This is a genomic window from Pseudomonas sp. FSL R10-1350 (assembly GCF_009600525.1).
GTDB classification, from domain to species: Bacteria; Pseudomonadota; Gammaproteobacteria; order Pseudomonadales; family Pseudomonadaceae; genus Aquipseudomonas; species Aquipseudomonas helleri.
Genome location: NZ_WIVR01000029.1, coordinates 41,038 through 56,912 on the forward strand (window position 1 = coordinate 41,038; position 15,875 = coordinate 56,912).

The following is a 15,875-nucleotide window of genomic DNA, read 5'->3' on the forward strand; positions in this document are numbered from 1 at the left end:
GGCTCTTGGGTTTACTGGACATACGCTTGGCCGGGGAATAATGCGTCGTAGTATTTTTTGCCGTCATGCAGGTGCTGGCCGAACCCAAAGCCGTGCTCCAGCATTGTTTGCATATCGGCTTCGGTGATGCGCATCACGTAACTGTTCTCTGTAGTGACCAGGGCACACTTGCGGCCTTTTGCTTCGCGGATGCTGAACCATTTGCCAGGGTCGGCATGTTGGCTGGGGTAGACCTGGCCGTCATGCTCGACTTGCCATGCGCCATCGAGCAGGATCCAGTAATCCGCGGCTGAAGTTGCTTGCTGATCGGCTTTGGCGATCACGGCACCCGGCTCGGCCGCCCACTCCATTGAGTGATCGATCACCCACTGCAGTTGTTCCGTCGACAGTGCGGTGAAAAAAGGCGTATGCCGCAGTAAATGCAAATAGGTAATAGAGGGTTTCATCGTCATCTCTTGCATGGCATCGGGTGTGCGCTTGCCTGTACACAGGCTCAGTCCCCACGCGACCAACAGCGCAAGGAGGGTGCCGTACAGATAATTGAGTCGCCGCGGATGCGCTGTATTGACCGGAAAATTCATCGTGGTCTTGGTTGCAGGTGGTTGGCGTGAGCAGTGAAAAAAAGGTCGGCCTTTTGGCCGACCTGACCGTCATCAATGGCTCAAATAATCCCGCCGTTGGCGCGCAGGGTCTGGCCGTTTATCCAGGCACCGTCCGGGCCCGAGAGGAACGACACAACTGCTGCGATATCCGCAGGTTCGCCCAGGCGTTCCAGCGGCGCCAGTTTGGCCAGGCGGTCGATTACCTCCTGAGGTTTGCCGTTAAGGAACAGGTCGGTTGCCGTCGGGCCTGGAGCCACGGCGTTGATGGTGATATTGCGACCGCGCAGCTCTTTGGCCAGGACGCTGGTCATGGCTTCTACTGCGGCTTTGGTGGCGGCATAGATTGAGTATGTCGGTTGCAGCAGGGCGGTCACGCTGGACGAAAAGTTGACGATCCGCCCGCCATCACGCAGGTGCTTGGTGGCTTCGCGCAGGGTATTGAAGGTGCCTTTGAAGTTGATCGCCAGCAGTCGGTCGAAGGTCGCGTCGTCGGTATCGCCCAAGGGGGCCAGCGCCATGATCCCGGCATTGTTGACCAGCACATCGACACCGCCAAAGGTTGTGATGGTGGTTTCGAACAGTTGCTTGACCGCTGCACTGTCGCTGATATCGGCCTGGACCGCGATTGCGCTGCCCCCTTGCTGGGTGATTTTATTGACCAGGGCGTGGGCCGGTTCAGCGCTTCCCGAATAATTGACCACGACTGCGAAACCATCGTGGGCGAGGCGCTCAGCGATGGCTGCGCCGATTCCACGTGAGGACCCGGTAACAATGGCGACTTTTTTGCTGGACGTGTTCATGAGTTAAAACCCTTAAGAAAATAACTTGGCCCCCGGCACGTCTGCACAGTCGTGCGGGTGAGCTTAATCGTGCTCTGTCTAAAGGTTTGCATGTTCGGTTGCGGTGAATAAAGATGGGTTTTCTGCAATCTCTATTCGTAAAATCACAATAATGTTGCGCGCTGCTCAGATCGAAAATGAAGAATAAGTCATGTTTTTTAATTTGCTGAACAACGGTAGCTCAATTACTTTCCGCTGACTTTGAATCCGACTGCGCGTTAGCGCGTGGCCGGTTCAAACGGCGCAACACCCCAGCACAACTGCTGCTCGACACGGTTGATAAACCGCCTGTGTATGGGCGCCCAGGCCTTGGCCATCTGATCCGCTGTATTGACCCCGAATTCATCGCCCCCGTGTGCAACGTTCGGTAGCCGCAGTTACCGGCTGTGATGCCGCCTGCCGAACGTGTCGGGATCACACTCCAGAGATAAAAATAAAGTCGAGGATTCAAGAAGTGTTAGACAGGATAGTAGGGCCTCTTTTGCCTGTTGCATGCGTCATCTTCCTCGGCTTCATCGCCGGTAAGCGCGGGAAGTTAACCCACTCGGACAGCTTGTTGATCAGCAGCCTGGTACTTGGCTGGATCATGCCGGCCTTGCTCTTCGTGGGCATGGCGAACACGCCGCGAGCGCAACTTTTGGACTTCAAGTACATTTTCGCGACGGTGATTGGCATTATCGGCATGTTCCTGCTGGCGCTGGGCATTGGCTGGCTGCGCCTTCGCGACCTCAAGGCGGCGACCCTCAAAGGGCTGGTCAACGGTTTTCCGGATGCCGAGTTTATGGGGATCCCCATCCTGGGTGCCATGTACGGGCCGCAGAGCATCTATTCGGTGCTGGTCTTAAACCTTGTCGCAACCTTGATCATGATCCCCCTGACCATCACGTTGCTGACTATCGCCGATGGCAAAGACAGCGGTATTCAGACGTTTGTGTCGAGCCTGTCAACGGCAGTGCGCCGACCTCTGGTATGGGCGCCTGCGCTGGGTATTCTGCTGTCCATGCTGGAGTTCAAATTGCCCGCCGTGGCCGCCGAGTCGTTCAACCTTCTGGGCAAGGCGACGCCAGGGGTTTCGCTGTTCTGTCTGGGTTTGATCATGTCTACCGACACATTGAAGATGTCGGGTGAGGTGTGGACCAATCTGGGGCTCAAGCTGTTTGTTCAGCCGGCCTTGATGTTTGGGGCGATGGTGGTACTGGGCAGGCACGGCTTATTTGCCCAGCAAATGATCCTGTTGAGTGCGCTGCCCTCGGCGACGATACCGGCCATGTTCGCCAACCAGGCCGGTGTTTATCAGAGCGAGGCCGCGACCTCCATCTTGATCAGTACCGTGTTGTCGATCGTCACGTTTTCTGCCGCCGCTGGCTGCCTGAGCAATACGTCTTGCCGGGGCGCGTTTTCAATAATCGCCCTGGGTCAGGGTAGAGCGGTCGATCTGGTCAATCGACGTAACACCTGTGAGTGTCATGGCGACGCGCATTTCCTTGCTGAAGATATCCAGCAGGTTTTCAACCCCGTGTTGCCCGTCAGCCGCCAGTGCATAAGCGCTGGAGCGCCCCAGCAAGCATCCTTTTGCGCCCAGTGCCAGCATGCGCACTACGTCCAGCCCGGAACGAATGCCGGAGTCGACGAGGACGGTCAGGTCGTCGCCTACGCTGTCGGCAATCGCGGGCAAGGCTTTGGCGGTGGACAGCACGCCATCGAGTTGGCGGCCGCCATGGTTGGAGACAACGATGCCGTCGGCGCCGAAACTCACCGCATCCTTGGCGTCTTGCGGGTCCAGGATGCCCTTGATGATCATCGGGCCTTTCCAGAACTCACGGATCCATTCCAGGTCTTTCCAACTGATGGACGCGTCGAAGTTGTTGGCCAGCCAGCCAATGTAGTCCTCCAGCGTGGTTGGTTTGCCCCGGTATTTAGTGATATTGCCCAAGTCGTGGGGGCGACCCAACAGGCCCACATCGAGCGCCCAGCTTGGCTTGGTCATGGCTTGCAGGATGCGCCGCGAGGAGGCGTACGGCCCGGACATCCCGGAGTGGGCATCGCGGTAACGTGCGCCTGGGGTGGGCATGTCAACGGTAAACACCAGGGTGGTGACACCTGCTGCCTGGGCACGCTCCAGCGCGTTACGCATAAAGCCGCGGTCTTTGAGCACGTAGAGCTGAAACCAGATCGCCTGCGGGCTCTGCGACGCCACCTCTTCAATGGAGCACACCGACACCGTCGACAGGCAATAAGGGATGCCTTTGTTGGCGGCAGCCTTGGCCACCTGCACTTCACCGCGACGGGCGAACATGCCGGTCAGGCCGACCGGGCTGAGGATGACCGGCATTGCGTGTTCCTGGCCAAACAGCGTGGTCTTGAGGCTCAGGCTCTCGACGTTTCGCAGGATGCGTTGGCGCAAGCTGATGGACGAGAGGTCGGCGCTGTTGGCGCGCAGGGTGTGCTCGGCGTAGGCACCACCGTCGATGTAGTCGAACAGAAAGCGCGGCAACTTGCGTTTAGCGGCTTCACGATAATCGGAAGCGGATGAAATAATCATGTCAATCATTCCTCAAAAACCAGATGAGCTCAGTGACCGCGCCGTGTCGCCGAGGTGGGCTAAAGATAGGCAAAAACCAATTCTGCGTCAGCAAGGCGTTCAAGTCCCTTGAAGACGAGTTGGGCATGCCCTTGTTTAACCGTGCCGGTCACAAAGTTTAGCTGACGGCTGCCGGTGAGATCGCCTGCCGGCGTGCACTTGTTTTGCTCTCTGAGCGTAGTGACATGCTCGCTGAAATCAACGAACTGCTCGACCTCAAGCGTGGCAGGTTGCGCATCGGCCTGCCACCGGTGGGTTGTAGGGTGTTGTTTGCGGCCATGTTTGGCACCTACCGTAAAGCGCTACGCAACTGTAGTCGCTGTCGAGGTACGAAGGCTGCGATCTTTTAACCTCAAAAGATCGCGAGGCAAGCTCGCTCCTACGGTTTTGTGGTGCCCCGCAAGCTGCGTTCCATCCGCGCCAGACCTTCTTCCAGGGTCGAGCGCGGGCAACCGAAATTGAGCCGTACAAATTGCTGACAGGCTGCGCCGAACTCAGTCCCGGCGCTCAGGGCAACCTTGGCCTCTTCGAGGAAAAAGCGTTGCGGGTCTTCCAGGCCCAGTGCAGAGCAGTCCAGCCAGGCCAGGTAAGTGCTTTGCGGCGTGTGCAGGGTAATGCCCGGCAGCCGCGAGCGCACGGCCTCAAGCAGATAGTCACGGTTACCCTGCAGGTAAGCCAGCAGCTCGATCAACCACGGTCTGGCATCGGCGTAGGCGGCGCGAGTGGCTTCCAGACCCAAGGCATTTACACTGTCGACCATGCCGGCGCGGGCGTTATCAAAGCGCTCACGTAGCTGCGGGTTCTGGATCACCGCAAACGCGGTCTTCAGACCGGCAATGTTATAGGCCTTGCTGGCCGACATCAGAGTCACCGTGCGGTGCGCGAACTGCGGATCAAGTGACGCAATAGGCACATGGCGCAGACCATCGAATTGCAGATCGGCGTGAATTTCGTCGCTGATGATCAGCGCATTGTGCTCGACACAGGCATGACCAATATCTGTCAGTTCGCTGGCAGAAAAGCTCTTGCCCAACGGATTGTGCGGGTTGCTCAACAGCAGCGCACCGGCGCTGGCCAACGCCTCGTGCAGTGCCGGGATATCGGTATAGCAGTGGCCTTGGAGATCGGCCTGGAACGGCAACTCAATGCTTGGCAACTGCCAATGGCTGGCGGCATTACGCAGCGGCGAATAGTTTGGTGTCTGCACAACCACCCCCGCACCCAGTTCGATCAATGAGCGCAGCGCCATACTGACGCCGGGTTCGATACCCGGTAGAAACACCAGATCCTGAGGTTCGATCCGCCAGGCATAGTTATGCCAAAGGTAATCAACCAGCGTGTGGCGCAACGCGTCGGTAGCCAGGCAATACCCGAAAGCAGGGTGTGCGATGCGCTGTTGCAAGGCCTGCTGAATGACCGGCGCAACGGCAAAATCCATGTCCGCGACCCACATCGGCAGAACCTCATCCGGATAGCGGCCCCATTTTTTACTGCCGCTGCCGGCACGATCCAGCAGCGTATCGAAGTCAAAAGTCATGCTGTTCTCAAAGAAGTCAAAAGGTGTCAGCGCAAGGCAAACACCGCCGTGTGGGGCGCTTGGATCGCGATATTGAAACGGGCGTCATAGTACGCACCGTTGGCACCAAACGGCCACTGTCTGGTGTTAAAAGACGCTGGGTTATGCGGGGTGGGGGTGTTGATCGGTTTGAGTAGTGCATCAGACGTCGTTCGCCGGGGTTGTCGCTGTAACGCGTTTCGTAGGCGAGGGTGTCGCCGTCCCAGCCGTAGATGTTTTGGCCGCAGACGTATTGGGTGTTGAGCGTGCGCTGCTGTTGCTCGATCCACGCCTGGCCGGTGCCGGACGTGCAGTGGGCTTTGGAGTATTTGGCTACCCGTCGTCCGAGTGCGTCGTAGGCGAAATCGGCGGTGAGGTGGTCGTCTTCGTAGCGGGTCAGGCGGTCGTAGAGGTCCCAGGTGAAGCGAGCTTTTTTGCCGTTGTCGAGGCGTTCAAGCAGGTTGCCGCGGGCGTCGTAGGTGTAGTGCTGGCCGACGTAGTCGCGCAGCAGGTTGTCGAGGAGCTTGGGCGGCGGGTGGTGGATAGGCCGGCGCGGAGCCTTGGGGTCGAGCAGGTTGCTGGCCGGGTCGAAGGCGAAGGTTTCTTCTTTGTACTGGCTGCTGGCGCCGAGCAAACGGCCGAGCGGGTCGTAACGGTAGTTGATGTCGCCACGGCGGTTGTCGTGCAGGTCGGTCAACTGCCCGGCGTCGTCATAGCGGTAATTGCGTACCAACAGGCGCGTGCTTGAGCCGGTAAGGGCTACGGTTTGTTCCTGTAACTGGCCGTTGGGCGTCCAACTCTGGCGCTGTTGTAGGCCGTTGCCTTGATGGCGGGCGATTTCGCGATGCAGGTCGTCGCGCTGGTAGCTGAGCAGTTCGATGTCGTCGACTTTCATCGTCAGCAAGTGGCCGCTGCCGTAGGTCAGCCAACTGACCCGGTGGCCGTCGGGGCGGGTGGTGGCGATGCGTTGGTTGAGGGCGTCGTACGCGTGCTGCCAGATGGCAACGTGGCAGGGTTTATAGAGGTGCAGGTGCTGATGTTCGCGGGTGTTGTTGCCCGCCGCATCGTAAAACCACTGCAGTTTGCAGGTCGGGTTGGTGACCAGCAGCAGGTTGCCGTTGCCATCGTAGGCAAAGGTTTCGGTTTGCCACTCGAAGCCGTCCTTGTGCCCGGTGTGGCGGGCTAATAAAGCATTAGCGACGCTACGCCAATGCTAATGCCAATGGTTTTTTAATTAAAGAACGGTTGATAATTAATTATGCGCTAGGTGCTGGTAATTGAATCTTGTTTTTTTCCAGTATGGTCATTGCTCGATCTAGGAACTCTATGGGAAGGTTTGTTCTTCCTCCATATAGATCTACAATTCCGATTTCTACTACGCTATCAACTAGGGCAGTAAAATCGGTAGCTTTATTTTTTATTAAAATTTCTTCTAGATCTGCTGGTATCTCATCTCCTCTTCCATTTAGTTCTAATAAAGCCCCTTGACGATCCCATTCAGGTAGATTTTGGCTGAAATGCATGTACTCAAGATGATCGAGTAGATCAATGATTGCTGGGTGTGAAATTTTTTTCTCTGCGCAAAATGCTCTTAGGCACGACGAGCCGTATCGCTGGATTTCCGACACGGGGAGGTTTTTGAATTCCGATAAAATTTTTGTTCTATCCATTATCATGGCATCTCTCTAATAGGTTCATGTCAAATTTATTTAAAAGTGGATTGCAAACTGAGCAGGGGGGCTTGCTAGTTCCGTGAATGCCACTGCTACTTTTCTTTCCACGAACATTTGCGACTGAAATTGAGGAATCTTTTAACTCTATCCCTTTGTTCTTTGCTCTTGAGATTGCGTTTACTTCTGCGCACTGGGCGGAAAACTCGTTGGGAGATAGTCCGTCTAGGGTATTTTGCACTTCGGGGTTGGTCACTCCCCCTTGATTTTTTCCAATAGTAATTTTTCCATCAGCAGATGTGATTACGGCTACTGTGTTCGGACGTTTGGAGGCAGGTAAATTTTGGGCTTTGTTCGCAAGCCGTTCTGCGAGAGTTACGCTCAACCCAAACGGATCAACCCACCCCACAGGATTCGGCGCATACGCATAGACATTCAGCCCACCCGCAAACCCTATCGGATCCTTGCTGATAAACCTCCCGACCTGCGGATCATAGTACCGATAGCGGTTGTAGTGCAGCCCGGTTTCGGTGTCGAAGTACTGCCCTAGAAAGCGCAGCGGGTTGCGGATGTTTTCGCGTATTGCGCTGTCGGTACGCTTTTCTTTGGCCAACCCCCACGCTTGGTAGGTCGCACTCCAGGCAATCTCGCCACGTTGGTCGGTGAGTTCCATCGGCGTGCCGAGGTGGTCGCATTGGTACCAGGCCATGGCGTTGAACGGTTTTGCCACGGGTTGGTGTTGCAACAGCGGGTCGCGGTCGATGTGGTAGCCGTTTTCATGGCTTGGCTCGCGCACTAGCGACAGGCTGCGGTTTTCGACGGTTTGGGCGACGGGGATGAAGCTGCCCGGTTCGTAGAAGTAGTGGATCAGACGTCGTTCGCCAGGGTTGTCGCTGTAGCGTGTTTCATAAGCGAGGGTGTCGCCGTCCCAGCCGTAGATGTTTCGGCCGCAGTCGTATTGGGCGTTGAGCGTGCGCTGTTGCTGCTCGATCCACGCCGGGCCGGCGCCCGGGCTGGGCGGGCAGTGGGCTTTGGAGTATTTGGCTACCCGTCGCCCCAGTGCGTCGTAGGCGAAGTCGTCGGTCAGACGATCGTCTTCGTAGCGGGTCAGGCGGTCGTAGAGGTCCCAGGTGAAACGGGCTTTTTTGCCGTTGTCGAGGCGTTCAAGCAGGTTGCCGCGGGCGTCGTAGGTGTAGTGCTGGCCAGCGTAGTCGCGCAGGCTGCTGGCAGGGTGGAGGGCGAAGGTTTGTCTTAATACTTGCAGGCATTGACAGCGGAAGGCCAATGCCGGTGTTTCCCGACTGTTAAAGAGCTATGAACTTTATGGTCAGCGCTGCAACCATACTTGTGAGTCACTGGTGATCAGTCCGGTACCGCGAAGGTCTTCATAACTTGCAGTGCTCCCCTTACGTCGCTGACGGAATAGGTACTTTTTTATAAGTATTGGATATGACCTCTTGTGCAAGTGATATGCATCACTAGGTAACCTTAGTCTGTTATTGTCTTCACATTGAAGCCTGCATGTGAGGATGGATTCGTTCACTGAACTATCCGAATGCCATCAGTAATAAGTTCAAAAATGCAGTGTAAATATCAATTTGTCCAGAGCGGATCGTTGATAGTGAGTGGCTTCCCTCGATCTGAAGGTATGTTTATTTTTTTGTAAACTGTTCAATGTCATCTAAAGCATCTTCGGCCCTGCCTGAGAATTCTTTGTCCTTCAGGAGTTTTTTTAGCAGGGGGATGGTGGTGTTTTCATTGATTACGCCATGAAGTCGTGCTATGTGCCCTAAGCATGTAATTGCTAGCCCTGTTATGTTTGAACTTTTTTTCAGATTAATTTGTTCGATGCATTTTTTTTGAATCCACTCGGGGTCATTTACGTTGAAAGTCATGTGCATGATTGAGTCTAGGATGGTTTGCTCATCATTAGATTTGAGTAGTAGTTCTATATCTGATTTTTGATGTGGCTCTATCATGGCTGTCTCCTTATTTTTCCTTTGCTAGTTACTTGTTGTGCTCTTCTTAGCGTGTTTTGCTGATCGGTGTGCAAATCACACCAGCATCTAACATGACTATGATATTCCTCATCTGAGTTGGGGGTTACTTGGGTTCTGTCAAGAATTATTAACTCGTTATTTTCAATGTCAACTCCAACCCTTCGAGGCGATGAATCTTTGACTTGAGAAGAGTTATCCAATGCAGCTTGTCCATTTGATGGCGCTCTACTCTTAATTGGATTGTCTGTAGCTCCATGATAAGGAGCGTTTCTATAAACTCGAGCCAACCCAAACGAATCAACCCACCCCACCGGATTCGGCGCATACGCATATACATTCAGCCCACCCGAAAACCCTATCGGGTCTTTGCTGATAAATCGTCCGACTTGCGGATCGATAGTATCGATAGCGGTTTTATTGCAGGCTACTTATAGTCTTAAGTTATATCCTTGTTTTTTGGTTGGAGTTGTAATAATTTTTCACTATCGTATGTTGGCCGATATCCGGGATTTATATTCTTGTGTTTGTACTCGCCCGATCCGATGAATCTGTGCCAATTTTTGCCAGAGGCTAGGGCAGAATCAGTCCAATAGTGATTCTTTATGATGTCTCCATTTGTGTTTTTAACATTTGCGTGCGCATATTTTTTGAGTATTTTGTGTAATTCTTTTTTTGCGATCTTTGCCGTAAGTGAAGTATCTGCACCGTAGTGTGAGGCTCCAATTGCATATTCATCTTCGCCACCATATTTAATGTCTATAAAACCAATACGTTGGATTCGGGGGATGTTGATTTGTTTTTTATTTAGGATTGGCCCTTCATCTTCGTGTTTTCCAGCAAGCAGGGAAAGCGTTTTTGAGGTGCCCGGACTCCACGATGAGGGAGAGTTGATATCTACTTTTATATATGGATGATCGTAACTTTCTGAGCGATAGAGATTTAGGTTGGATATTTCAAGCAGTTTTATGTTGATGAGTATGAAGTCATTAAGGGTCATGAATACATTAATATCCATTTTATTTTCTTTTCCTTGTTGGGCATGGGCAGTATGGCCTGAATTGAACCTGGGCAGCCATATCGTTGTCTGCGGTTTTATTTTGTAAGTCGTCCATTGCAAGTGTTTCGCGAGGTACGGGTGTTCCGTCTGCTTTTGTTCTTCCAACATTGCCGTAAATTATTTTCCCGTCCTTTTGTTCAATAATTATATCCGGCCTGCGACCCTGTTTTTGTCCACCTGGTGTGGGAATTAGTACCTCTTTTTGGAGCCCACCTCCCGCTTTTACTAAACCTCCGGCCTCGGTGGCCTCACGCCCCCATTGGGCGATAACTTCATTGTGTGGTCCTTGACCACCAGGTACCGGACCGCGTTTAGCCAACCCAAACGGATCAACCCACCCCACCGGATTCGGCGCATACGCATAGACATTCAGCCCGCCCGCAAACCCTATCGGGTCTTTGCTGATAAACCGTCCGACCTGCGGATCATAGTACCGATAGCGGTTGTAGTGCAGCCCGGTTTCGGTGTCGAAGTACTGCCCTTGAAAGCGCAGCGGGTTGCGGATGTTTTCGCGTATTGCGCTGCCGGTACGCTTCTCTTTGGCCAACCCCCACGCTTGATACGTCCCACTCCAGGCAATCTCGCCGCGTTGGTCGGTGAGTTCCATGGGCGTGCCGAGGTGGTCGCATTGGTACCAGGCTATGGCGTTGAACGGTTTCGCCACGGGCTGGTGTTGCCACAACGGGTCGCGGTCGATGTGGTAGCCGTTTTCATGGCTTGGCTCGCGCACTAGCGACAGGCTGCGGTTTTCGACGGTTTGGGCGACGGGGATGAAGCTGCCCGGTTCGTAGAAGTAGTGGATCAGACGTCGTTCGCCAGGGTTGTCGCTGTAGCGTGTTTCGTAGGCGAGGGTGTCGCCGTCCCAGCCGTAGATGTTTTGGCCGCAGTCGTATTGGGCGTTGAGCGTGCGCTGCTGTTGCTCGATCCACGCCGGGCCTGCGCCGGGGCTGGGCGGGCAGTGGGCTTTGGAGTATTTGGCTACCCTTCGCCCCAGTGCGTCGTAGGCGAAGTCGGCGGTGAGGCGGTCGTCTTCGTAGCGGGTCAGGCGGTCGTAGAGGTCCCAGGTTAAACGGGCTTTTTTGCCGTTGTCGAGGCGTTCAAGCAGGTTGCCGCGGGCGTCGTAGGTGTAGTGCTGGCCGACGTAGTCGCGCAGCAGGTTGTCGAGAAGCTTGGGCGGCGGGTGGTGGATGGGCCGGCGCGGGGCCTTGGGGTCGAGCAGGTTGCTGGCCGGGTCGAAGGCGAAGGTTTCTTCTTTGTGCTGGCTGCTGGCCCCGAGCAAACGGCCGAGCGGGTCGTAACGGTAGTTGATGTCGCCACGGCGGTTGTCGTGCAGGTCGGTCAACTGACCGGCGTCGTCATAGCGGTAGTTGCGCACCAGCAGGCGCGTGCTTGAGCCGCTAAGGGCTACGGTCTGTTCCTGTAACTGGCCGTTGGGCGTCCAGCTCTGGCGTTGTTGTAGGCCGTTGCCTTGGTGGCGGACGATTTCACGATGCAGGTCGTCGCGCTGGTAGCTGAGCAGTTCGATGTCGTCGACTTTCATTGCCAACAAATGGCCACTGCCGTAGGTCAGCCAACTGACCCGGTGGCCGTCGGGGCGGGTGGTGGCAATGCGTTGGTTGAGGGCGTCGTACTCGTGCTGCCAGATGGCGACGTGGCAGGGTTCGTAGAGGTGCAGGTGCTGATGTTCGCGGGTGTTGTTGCCCGCCGCATCGTAAAACCACTGCAGTTTGCAGGTCGGGTTGGTGGCCAGCAGCAGGTTGCCGTTGCCGTCGTAGGCAAAGGTTTCGGTCTGCCATTGCTTGCCACCCTGGTAGGCGGCGTGGCGGGCGCTCAGGCGGCCGAGCGGATCGTAGTCGTATCGCCAGACCCGGTCGCCGTCGGATCGATGGGTCGGCTGTTGGCTACCGTTTTCGTACTGGTAGTGAATGGTTTGCCGGTCGAAGCCGGTTTCGCTCAGCAGTTTGCCTGCCGGGTCGTAGGCGAAGGTAGCTGTGCTGTTGTTCTCGTTACGCAGTTCCAGTAATTGGCCGAGCTTGTCCCAGCGGTAGGCCAGGGTGCTGCCGTCGGCCTGCTGGCGTTGCTGGATTAATCCGGCTTCGTTGTAGTGCCACACGGTGCGCTGGCGCAGGGCGTCAGTGTGGCTGAGCAGGCGGCCTTCGGCGTTGCGCTCGAAATGCTCTTCGGTGTTGTCTGGCAGGGTCAGGCGCACCAGTTGCCCGGCGCTGTAATGGTAGGTGGTGATGTTGCCCGCAGCGTCGGTAAAACGGCTGAGCTGGCCGAGGGCGTTGTACTGCCACTGGCTGACTTTGCCCGAGCAGTCGGTGTAGCGGGTCAGTTGGCCGTCGGCGTTGTAGGCCAGGTGTTTGCTGCCGCCAAGGGCGTCGGTGATGAGCACCGGCAGGTTGTCGCTGTTGTAGGCGTAGCAGGTTGTGTTCTCCAGCGGGTCGAGGGTTTCGATGATGTTGCCGCGCGGGTCGTAGTCGTATTTCCACAGGCCGCCTTCGGCATCGCGGGTCTTGAAGCGCTGGTCCTGGTCGTCGTAGGCGTGGTGAATGCTGCTGCCGTCGGCGCGGGTGTGTTGCAGCAGGTTGCCGCGCTCATCGTAGGCATATGAATCGGTGCTGCCGTCGGTGTGGATATGACGAGTGACGTTTTTGGCGGCGTCGCGAAACAGCCATTCTTCGTTGCCGTCGGGGTAAATGATGCGATAGGTGTAGCCGAGGATGTCGTAGTAGTGCCAGGTCTCTTGACCCAGGGCGTCGGTGACGTAGGTGAGACGGATATTGGCGTCCCATTCCAGGCGGGTGTCGTAGCTGCCGTCGTCGGCCCATTCGCGCACGGCTTTGGCGTCCGGACCGTCGCCTTGCCATTGCAGGTTCATGCCACGCCCGGTGCGGTCGGTGTAGCGGGTGATCAGGTGATGTTGGTATTGATACGCCCACTGCGCGGCGTTTTCGTCGCGGGCTGCGCGCAGATCGCCATGTTCGTCATAGTCGTAGCCCGCCAGTTGGCGCAAGGGCGCGCCTTCGTGCATCAGCCACAGGGCGTTGATGCGGCCGTGGTCGTCGAGCTGGGTGTGAATGTGCTGGTGCGGGGTGTCGCCCTGGTGGGTGATCAGGTCCGACAGCACCGCCTGGCCTGCGTGCAGGTGGTCATAGTGCAGGGTGACGCGGGCGCCGCCGCGCAGGGTGATGGCGGTGAGGCAGAAGTGTTTGCCGATGCGCTGGTAGTGTTCCTGGCTTTGATGCCCTCGGGCCAACGACAGTTCATGCTCGCTGGTGCGCACCAGCACGACATTTTCTATCGGGTCGTGGTGAAACTTGCCCGGTTTGGGCAATGGGTAGTCATGACTGCGCCCATCGTCGGCGTGGTACACCAGCCCTTTGTGACGAACCTCAAAAAACATGGAATAAGGGGTTGTCCAGCGTGCACCGAATATCCCGCTGTCAAGCGCTGACTGGCTTGAGCGATAGGCCCGCGACCACTCGATCGGGAAAGGTCCCGCAAGCGTAAAGTCGGTGTGGGCGAGGTATTCGCTGCCACGGGCGAAGCTGATGCTGTGGCCAGTGACCGGGCAGACGACATTTTTAGCGCAATTGGCATCTTTGCGCGCAGGGGCCTGGCGGCCAGTGGCGCCAAGGTTCCCTTGACCGCTGATGCTTTTGGCGTGTGCCGAGTGAGAGACCGGAACGTTTGCGTTGAGGTCTCTGCGTTTCTTTTTGGTGGCCTTGCTAAGTACTGAGAGCAAGTAGCCAACACTGTGTTCGGTGTTGACGTCTGCCAGTGCGGCCAACTGGCTGTTCACTTCCTTGGCGAGCTGACGCAGAAGCCCGGTATTGAAGAGAGCAAGTCTTTTAATGTCTTCAGGGATATAGCCGCTGGCACTGTTCAGGGCGCTTACAGCTGCTTTACCCGGCGCATGGGTAATGGCGCTACCGATCAGTTTAAGCAGTGAAGTTGAGTCGCTGGTGGGCGGCTCCTTGTAGTGAAGGGTGCCGCTGACGAGATCTTCGATGCCCTGCGCGAAGCTGAGCAGTATTTCTTGGCCCTTGGCACCGGCTCTGTTCAGCATGTCGTCGAGCTGGGCTTGGGCTTTTTCGACAAAGTCTTCAAGCGAGCCAAGGATGGTGGCGTTCAAGTGGCTGACCAGAACGCTGATAAGTGCGTCACCGAGCACGGCTTTGGGGTTCTGGTTAACTTTCTGTCGTACGAGAAAAAGCGTTGGGCGCAAACTGGTGCGCGCGCCTGCCATGAAGGGCGGGGCCGGTATGATTCCGATGAGATTGATGGCCAGGCTGACCCAGTCGAGCAGATGGCGTTTTTCGCTGCGGGCAAGGGTGATGATGTCGTTGACCGCATCAATAGCGGCCATGATGTTGTTGATGATCGGGATGTTGTTGGCGACCGTTTTCAGCCCTTGCAGGGTGATCCGGTCGCCGCTGATTTCTCGCAGCCAGGTATCAACACTATTTGCGCCTTTTTTCAGGTCTTCGACACCAATTGTGTCGAGTGGCGCAACAGCGACTTGGCCTTGGCGAGTACTCATTGGCCTTGCTCCCGGGTGGCGTGCGCTGCCAGCAGGGTGTGCGCAATCTGAGTGGCGGCTTTGCCGGGCAATGCCGGGGATGTCGAGTCGAAGTCCGGGGTATGGGGCTTACCGATATAACTGCTTAACGCCCAGGTGTCCGAGGGATCTTTGCCCAACTGTACTTTGGCCGGGCCGGGGGCGAGGCCTGCCACGGCAGCGTGGCCCTGCGCGTCGAGCGTGCCCGTGAAGATTTGGCCTGATGCGTCCTCTACTTGATAAGCCGCGCCTTTAAAGGCGTGCTGGCTTGCATAGTGCTGAAACAATTCCAGATTGCCCTGGCCGCTCTTCGGCTCACCGGGAAACGCCGCGGCCTGGCTTTGCGCGTTTTTATAGGCAAAGTTGCTGGCATGGGCGATGTATTGGCCGCTAGTGGTGTGGGTGATACCACCGGCGTTATAGGTGGTGGTGCTGCCTGCGGCCTTGATCACCAGTTCTTCTTTGGCGCTGAGGGTGATGCGTTCGGCGGTGGCGGTGATGTTGAGCTTGGCCAGCAGGTTGATGTTGTCTTTGAGAGCGCGAATGTCGATGTCGCCAGAGGCCGCGACCAGTCGCCAGCCCATACTTTGGACGAAAGTGCGCACGCCGCGGCTGGCGCTGATCAGCAGACGTTTGCCGATGGCCAGGCTGGTGTGGCCGCCACTGGTCAGGGCCAGGTGCTCGCCGCTGGTCAAGTGGGTGGATTGCGGTGTGCTGCTGGCTATTCCGGCAGGGCTGTGCAGCACCAGATAGGGTTCGTTCAGCTCCGGGAACTGGTTGGCGCTCGGATTGCCGCCTGTGCCGCGAATGGCTGCATGCTGATCGCTGAGTGCTTGTGCGACTTCATCTTGATCGCCGCTTTCCTGGGCCAGATGGTCGCGGGCCAGTTGGGAAAAGGTAGCGTGATGTTGCTGCGTAATGCTGAGTTGCTCGGCGCATTCGGGCAGGTCGGTGTGATGGGCGACGGCGCGGGCGCGAAGCTGGGTTGTCAGCAACAAGCCGCCGCC

The 15,875-nt window shown here is 56.4% G+C and carries 13 protein-coding genes and 2 pseudogenes; 3 read left to right on the forward strand and 12 right to left on the reverse strand.

All coding sequences use genetic code 11. From position 1 onward, the window contains the following. Nucleotides 1-11: 11 nt before the first annotated feature. Together GHO25_RS14520 and GHO25_RS14525 are read right to left on the reverse strand one after the other, a co-directional pair. Nucleotides 12-581 carry a hypothetical protein gene (locus tag GHO25_RS14520; RefSeq protein WP_153391069.1) on the reverse strand — a complete coding sequence of 190 codons (570 nt, stop codon included), beginning with the start codon at nucleotides 579-581 and terminating at the stop codon, nucleotides 12-14. An 80-nt stretch (nucleotides 582-661) separates the two neighbouring features. Beyond that, nucleotides 662-1,402, reverse strand: a complete 741-nt coding sequence (locus GHO25_RS14525; protein WP_153391070.1) for an SDR family oxidoreductase — start codon at nucleotides 1,400-1,402, stop codon at nucleotides 662-664. Between the two features lie 493 nt (nucleotides 1,403-1,895). On the opposite strand from GHO25_RS14525, the pseudogene GHO25_RS14530 reads away from it, so the two are divergent. Then, a pseudogene (locus GHO25_RS14530) lies at nucleotides 1,896-2,780 on the forward strand (AEC family transporter); the annotation flags it as partial. A gap of 60 nt (nucleotides 2,781-2,840) precedes the next feature. Here GHO25_RS14530 and lldD read toward each other — a convergent pair. After that, nucleotides 2,841-3,983 carry an FMN-dependent L-lactate dehydrogenase LldD gene (gene lldD, locus GHO25_RS14535; protein ID WP_153391071.1) on the reverse strand — a complete coding sequence of 381 codons (1,143 nt, stop codon included), beginning with the start codon at nucleotides 3,981-3,983 and terminating at the stop codon, nucleotides 2,841-2,843. A 77-nt stretch (nucleotides 3,984-4,060) separates the two neighbouring features. Between lldD and GHO25_RS26565 the strand changes: the two are divergent. After that, nucleotides 4,061-4,321 (forward strand): annotated as a pseudogene (locus tag GHO25_RS26565) (LysR family transcriptional regulator); the annotation flags it as partial. Nucleotides 4,322-4,401: 80 nt separating this feature from the next. On the opposite strand, the gene GHO25_RS14540 reads toward GHO25_RS26565, so the two are convergent. After that, nucleotides 4,402-5,559, reverse strand: coding sequence for a MalY/PatB family protein (locus tag GHO25_RS14540; protein WP_153391072.1), 1,158 nt, complete (start codon nucleotides 5,557-5,559; stop codon nucleotides 4,402-4,404). A gap of 16 nt (nucleotides 5,560-5,575) precedes the next feature. Further along, on the reverse strand, nucleotides 5,576-6,472 hold the full coding sequence (locus GHO25_RS14545; RefSeq protein WP_178110092.1) for a hypothetical protein: 897 nt from the start codon (nucleotides 6,470-6,472) through the stop codon (nucleotides 5,576-5,578). On the opposite strand from GHO25_RS14545, the gene GHO25_RS26125 reads away from it, so the two are divergent. Continuing rightward, on the forward strand, nucleotides 6,422-6,763 hold the full coding sequence (locus tag GHO25_RS26125) for a hypothetical protein (protein ID WP_178110093.1): 342 nt from the start codon (nucleotides 6,422-6,424) through the stop codon (nucleotides 6,761-6,763). The two genes, GHO25_RS14545 and GHO25_RS26125, sit on opposite strands and share 51 nt — an antisense overlap. A gap of 70 nt (nucleotides 6,764-6,833) precedes the next feature. Here the strand turns inward: GHO25_RS26125 and GHO25_RS14550 are convergent, their stop codons facing one another. The 7 genes from GHO25_RS14550 to GHO25_RS14580 all read right to left on the reverse strand — a co-directional run. Then, complete coding sequence (locus tag GHO25_RS14550) at nucleotides 6,834-7,247, reverse strand: hypothetical protein (RefSeq protein ID WP_153391074.1); 414 nt, start codon at nucleotides 7,245-7,247, stop codon at nucleotides 6,834-6,836. Beyond that, nucleotides 7,240-8,532, reverse strand: a complete 1,293-nt coding sequence (locus GHO25_RS14555) for an RHS repeat-associated core domain-containing protein (RefSeq protein WP_153391075.1) — start codon at nucleotides 8,530-8,532, stop codon at nucleotides 7,240-7,242. The genes GHO25_RS14550 and GHO25_RS14555 overlap by 8 nt, the downstream gene beginning before the upstream one ends. Before the next feature lie 367 nt (nucleotides 8,533-8,899). Further along, nucleotides 8,900-9,226 carry a hypothetical protein gene (locus GHO25_RS14560; RefSeq protein ID WP_153391076.1) on the reverse strand — a complete coding sequence of 109 codons (327 nt, stop codon included), beginning with the start codon at nucleotides 9,224-9,226 and terminating at the stop codon, nucleotides 8,900-8,902. Next, the gene (locus tag GHO25_RS14565) at nucleotides 9,223-9,654 is read right to left on the reverse strand and encodes an RHS repeat-associated core domain-containing protein (RefSeq protein ID WP_178110096.1); all 432 of its coding nucleotides are present in this window, start codon (nucleotides 9,652-9,654) and stop codon (nucleotides 9,223-9,225) included. The genes GHO25_RS14560 and GHO25_RS14565 overlap by 4 nt, the downstream gene beginning before the upstream one ends. Nucleotides 9,655-9,683: 29 nt before the next feature. Beyond that, on the reverse strand, nucleotides 9,684-10,262 hold the full coding sequence (locus tag GHO25_RS14570; protein WP_153391077.1) for a hypothetical protein: 579 nt from the start codon (nucleotides 10,260-10,262) through the stop codon (nucleotides 9,684-9,686). Nucleotide 10,263: 1 nt separating this feature from the next. Next, entirely contained in the window at nucleotides 10,264-14,850 is a 4,587-nt protein-coding gene (locus tag GHO25_RS14575; RefSeq protein ID WP_153391078.1) for an RHS repeat-associated core domain-containing protein, read from the reverse strand. Then, a partial coding sequence (locus GHO25_RS14580) for a DUF2345 domain-containing protein (protein ID WP_153391079.1) occupies nucleotides 14,847-15,875 on the reverse strand: 1,029 nt, incomplete at its 5' end. The genes GHO25_RS14575 and GHO25_RS14580, both read right to left, overlap by 4 nt.

Bases quoted from the DNA above. Each gene is read 5' to 3' on its own strand.
- GHO25_RS14520 (WP_153391069.1), bottom strand. From the start codon at position 581: ATGAATTTTCCGGTCAATACAGCGCATCCGCGGCGACTCAATTATCTG.
- GHO25_RS14525 (WP_153391070.1), bottom strand. From the start codon at position 1,402: ATGAACACGTCCAGCAAAAAAGTCGCCATTGTTACCGGGTCCTCACGT.
- lldD (WP_153391071.1), bottom strand. From the start codon at position 3,983: ATGATTATTTCATCCGCTTCCGATTATCGTGAAGCCGCTAAACGCAAG.
- GHO25_RS14540 (WP_153391072.1), bottom strand. From the start codon at position 5,559: ATGACTTTTGACTTCGATACGCTGCTGGATCGTGCCGGCAGCGGCAGT.
- GHO25_RS26125 (WP_178110093.1), top strand. From the start codon at position 6,422: ATGCAGGTCGTCGCGCTGGTAGCTGAGCAGTTCGATGTCGTCGACTTT.
- GHO25_RS14545 (WP_178110092.1), bottom strand. From the start codon at position 6,472: ATGAAAGTCGACGACATCGAACTGCTCAGCTACCAGCGCGACGACCTG.
- GHO25_RS14550 (WP_153391074.1), bottom strand. From the start codon at position 7,247: ATGGATAGAACAAAAATTTTATCGGAATTCAAAAACCTCCCCGTGTCG.
- GHO25_RS14560 (WP_153391076.1), bottom strand. From the start codon at position 9,226: ATGATAGAGCCACATCAAAAATCAGATATAGAACTACTACTCAAATCT.
- GHO25_RS14570 (WP_153391077.1), bottom strand. From the start codon at position 10,262: ATGGATATTAATGTATTCATGACCCTTAATGACTTCATACTCATCAAC.
- GHO25_RS14575 (WP_153391078.1), bottom strand. From the start codon at position 14,850: ATGAGTACTCGCCAAGGCCAAGTCGCTGTTGCGCCACTCGACACAATT.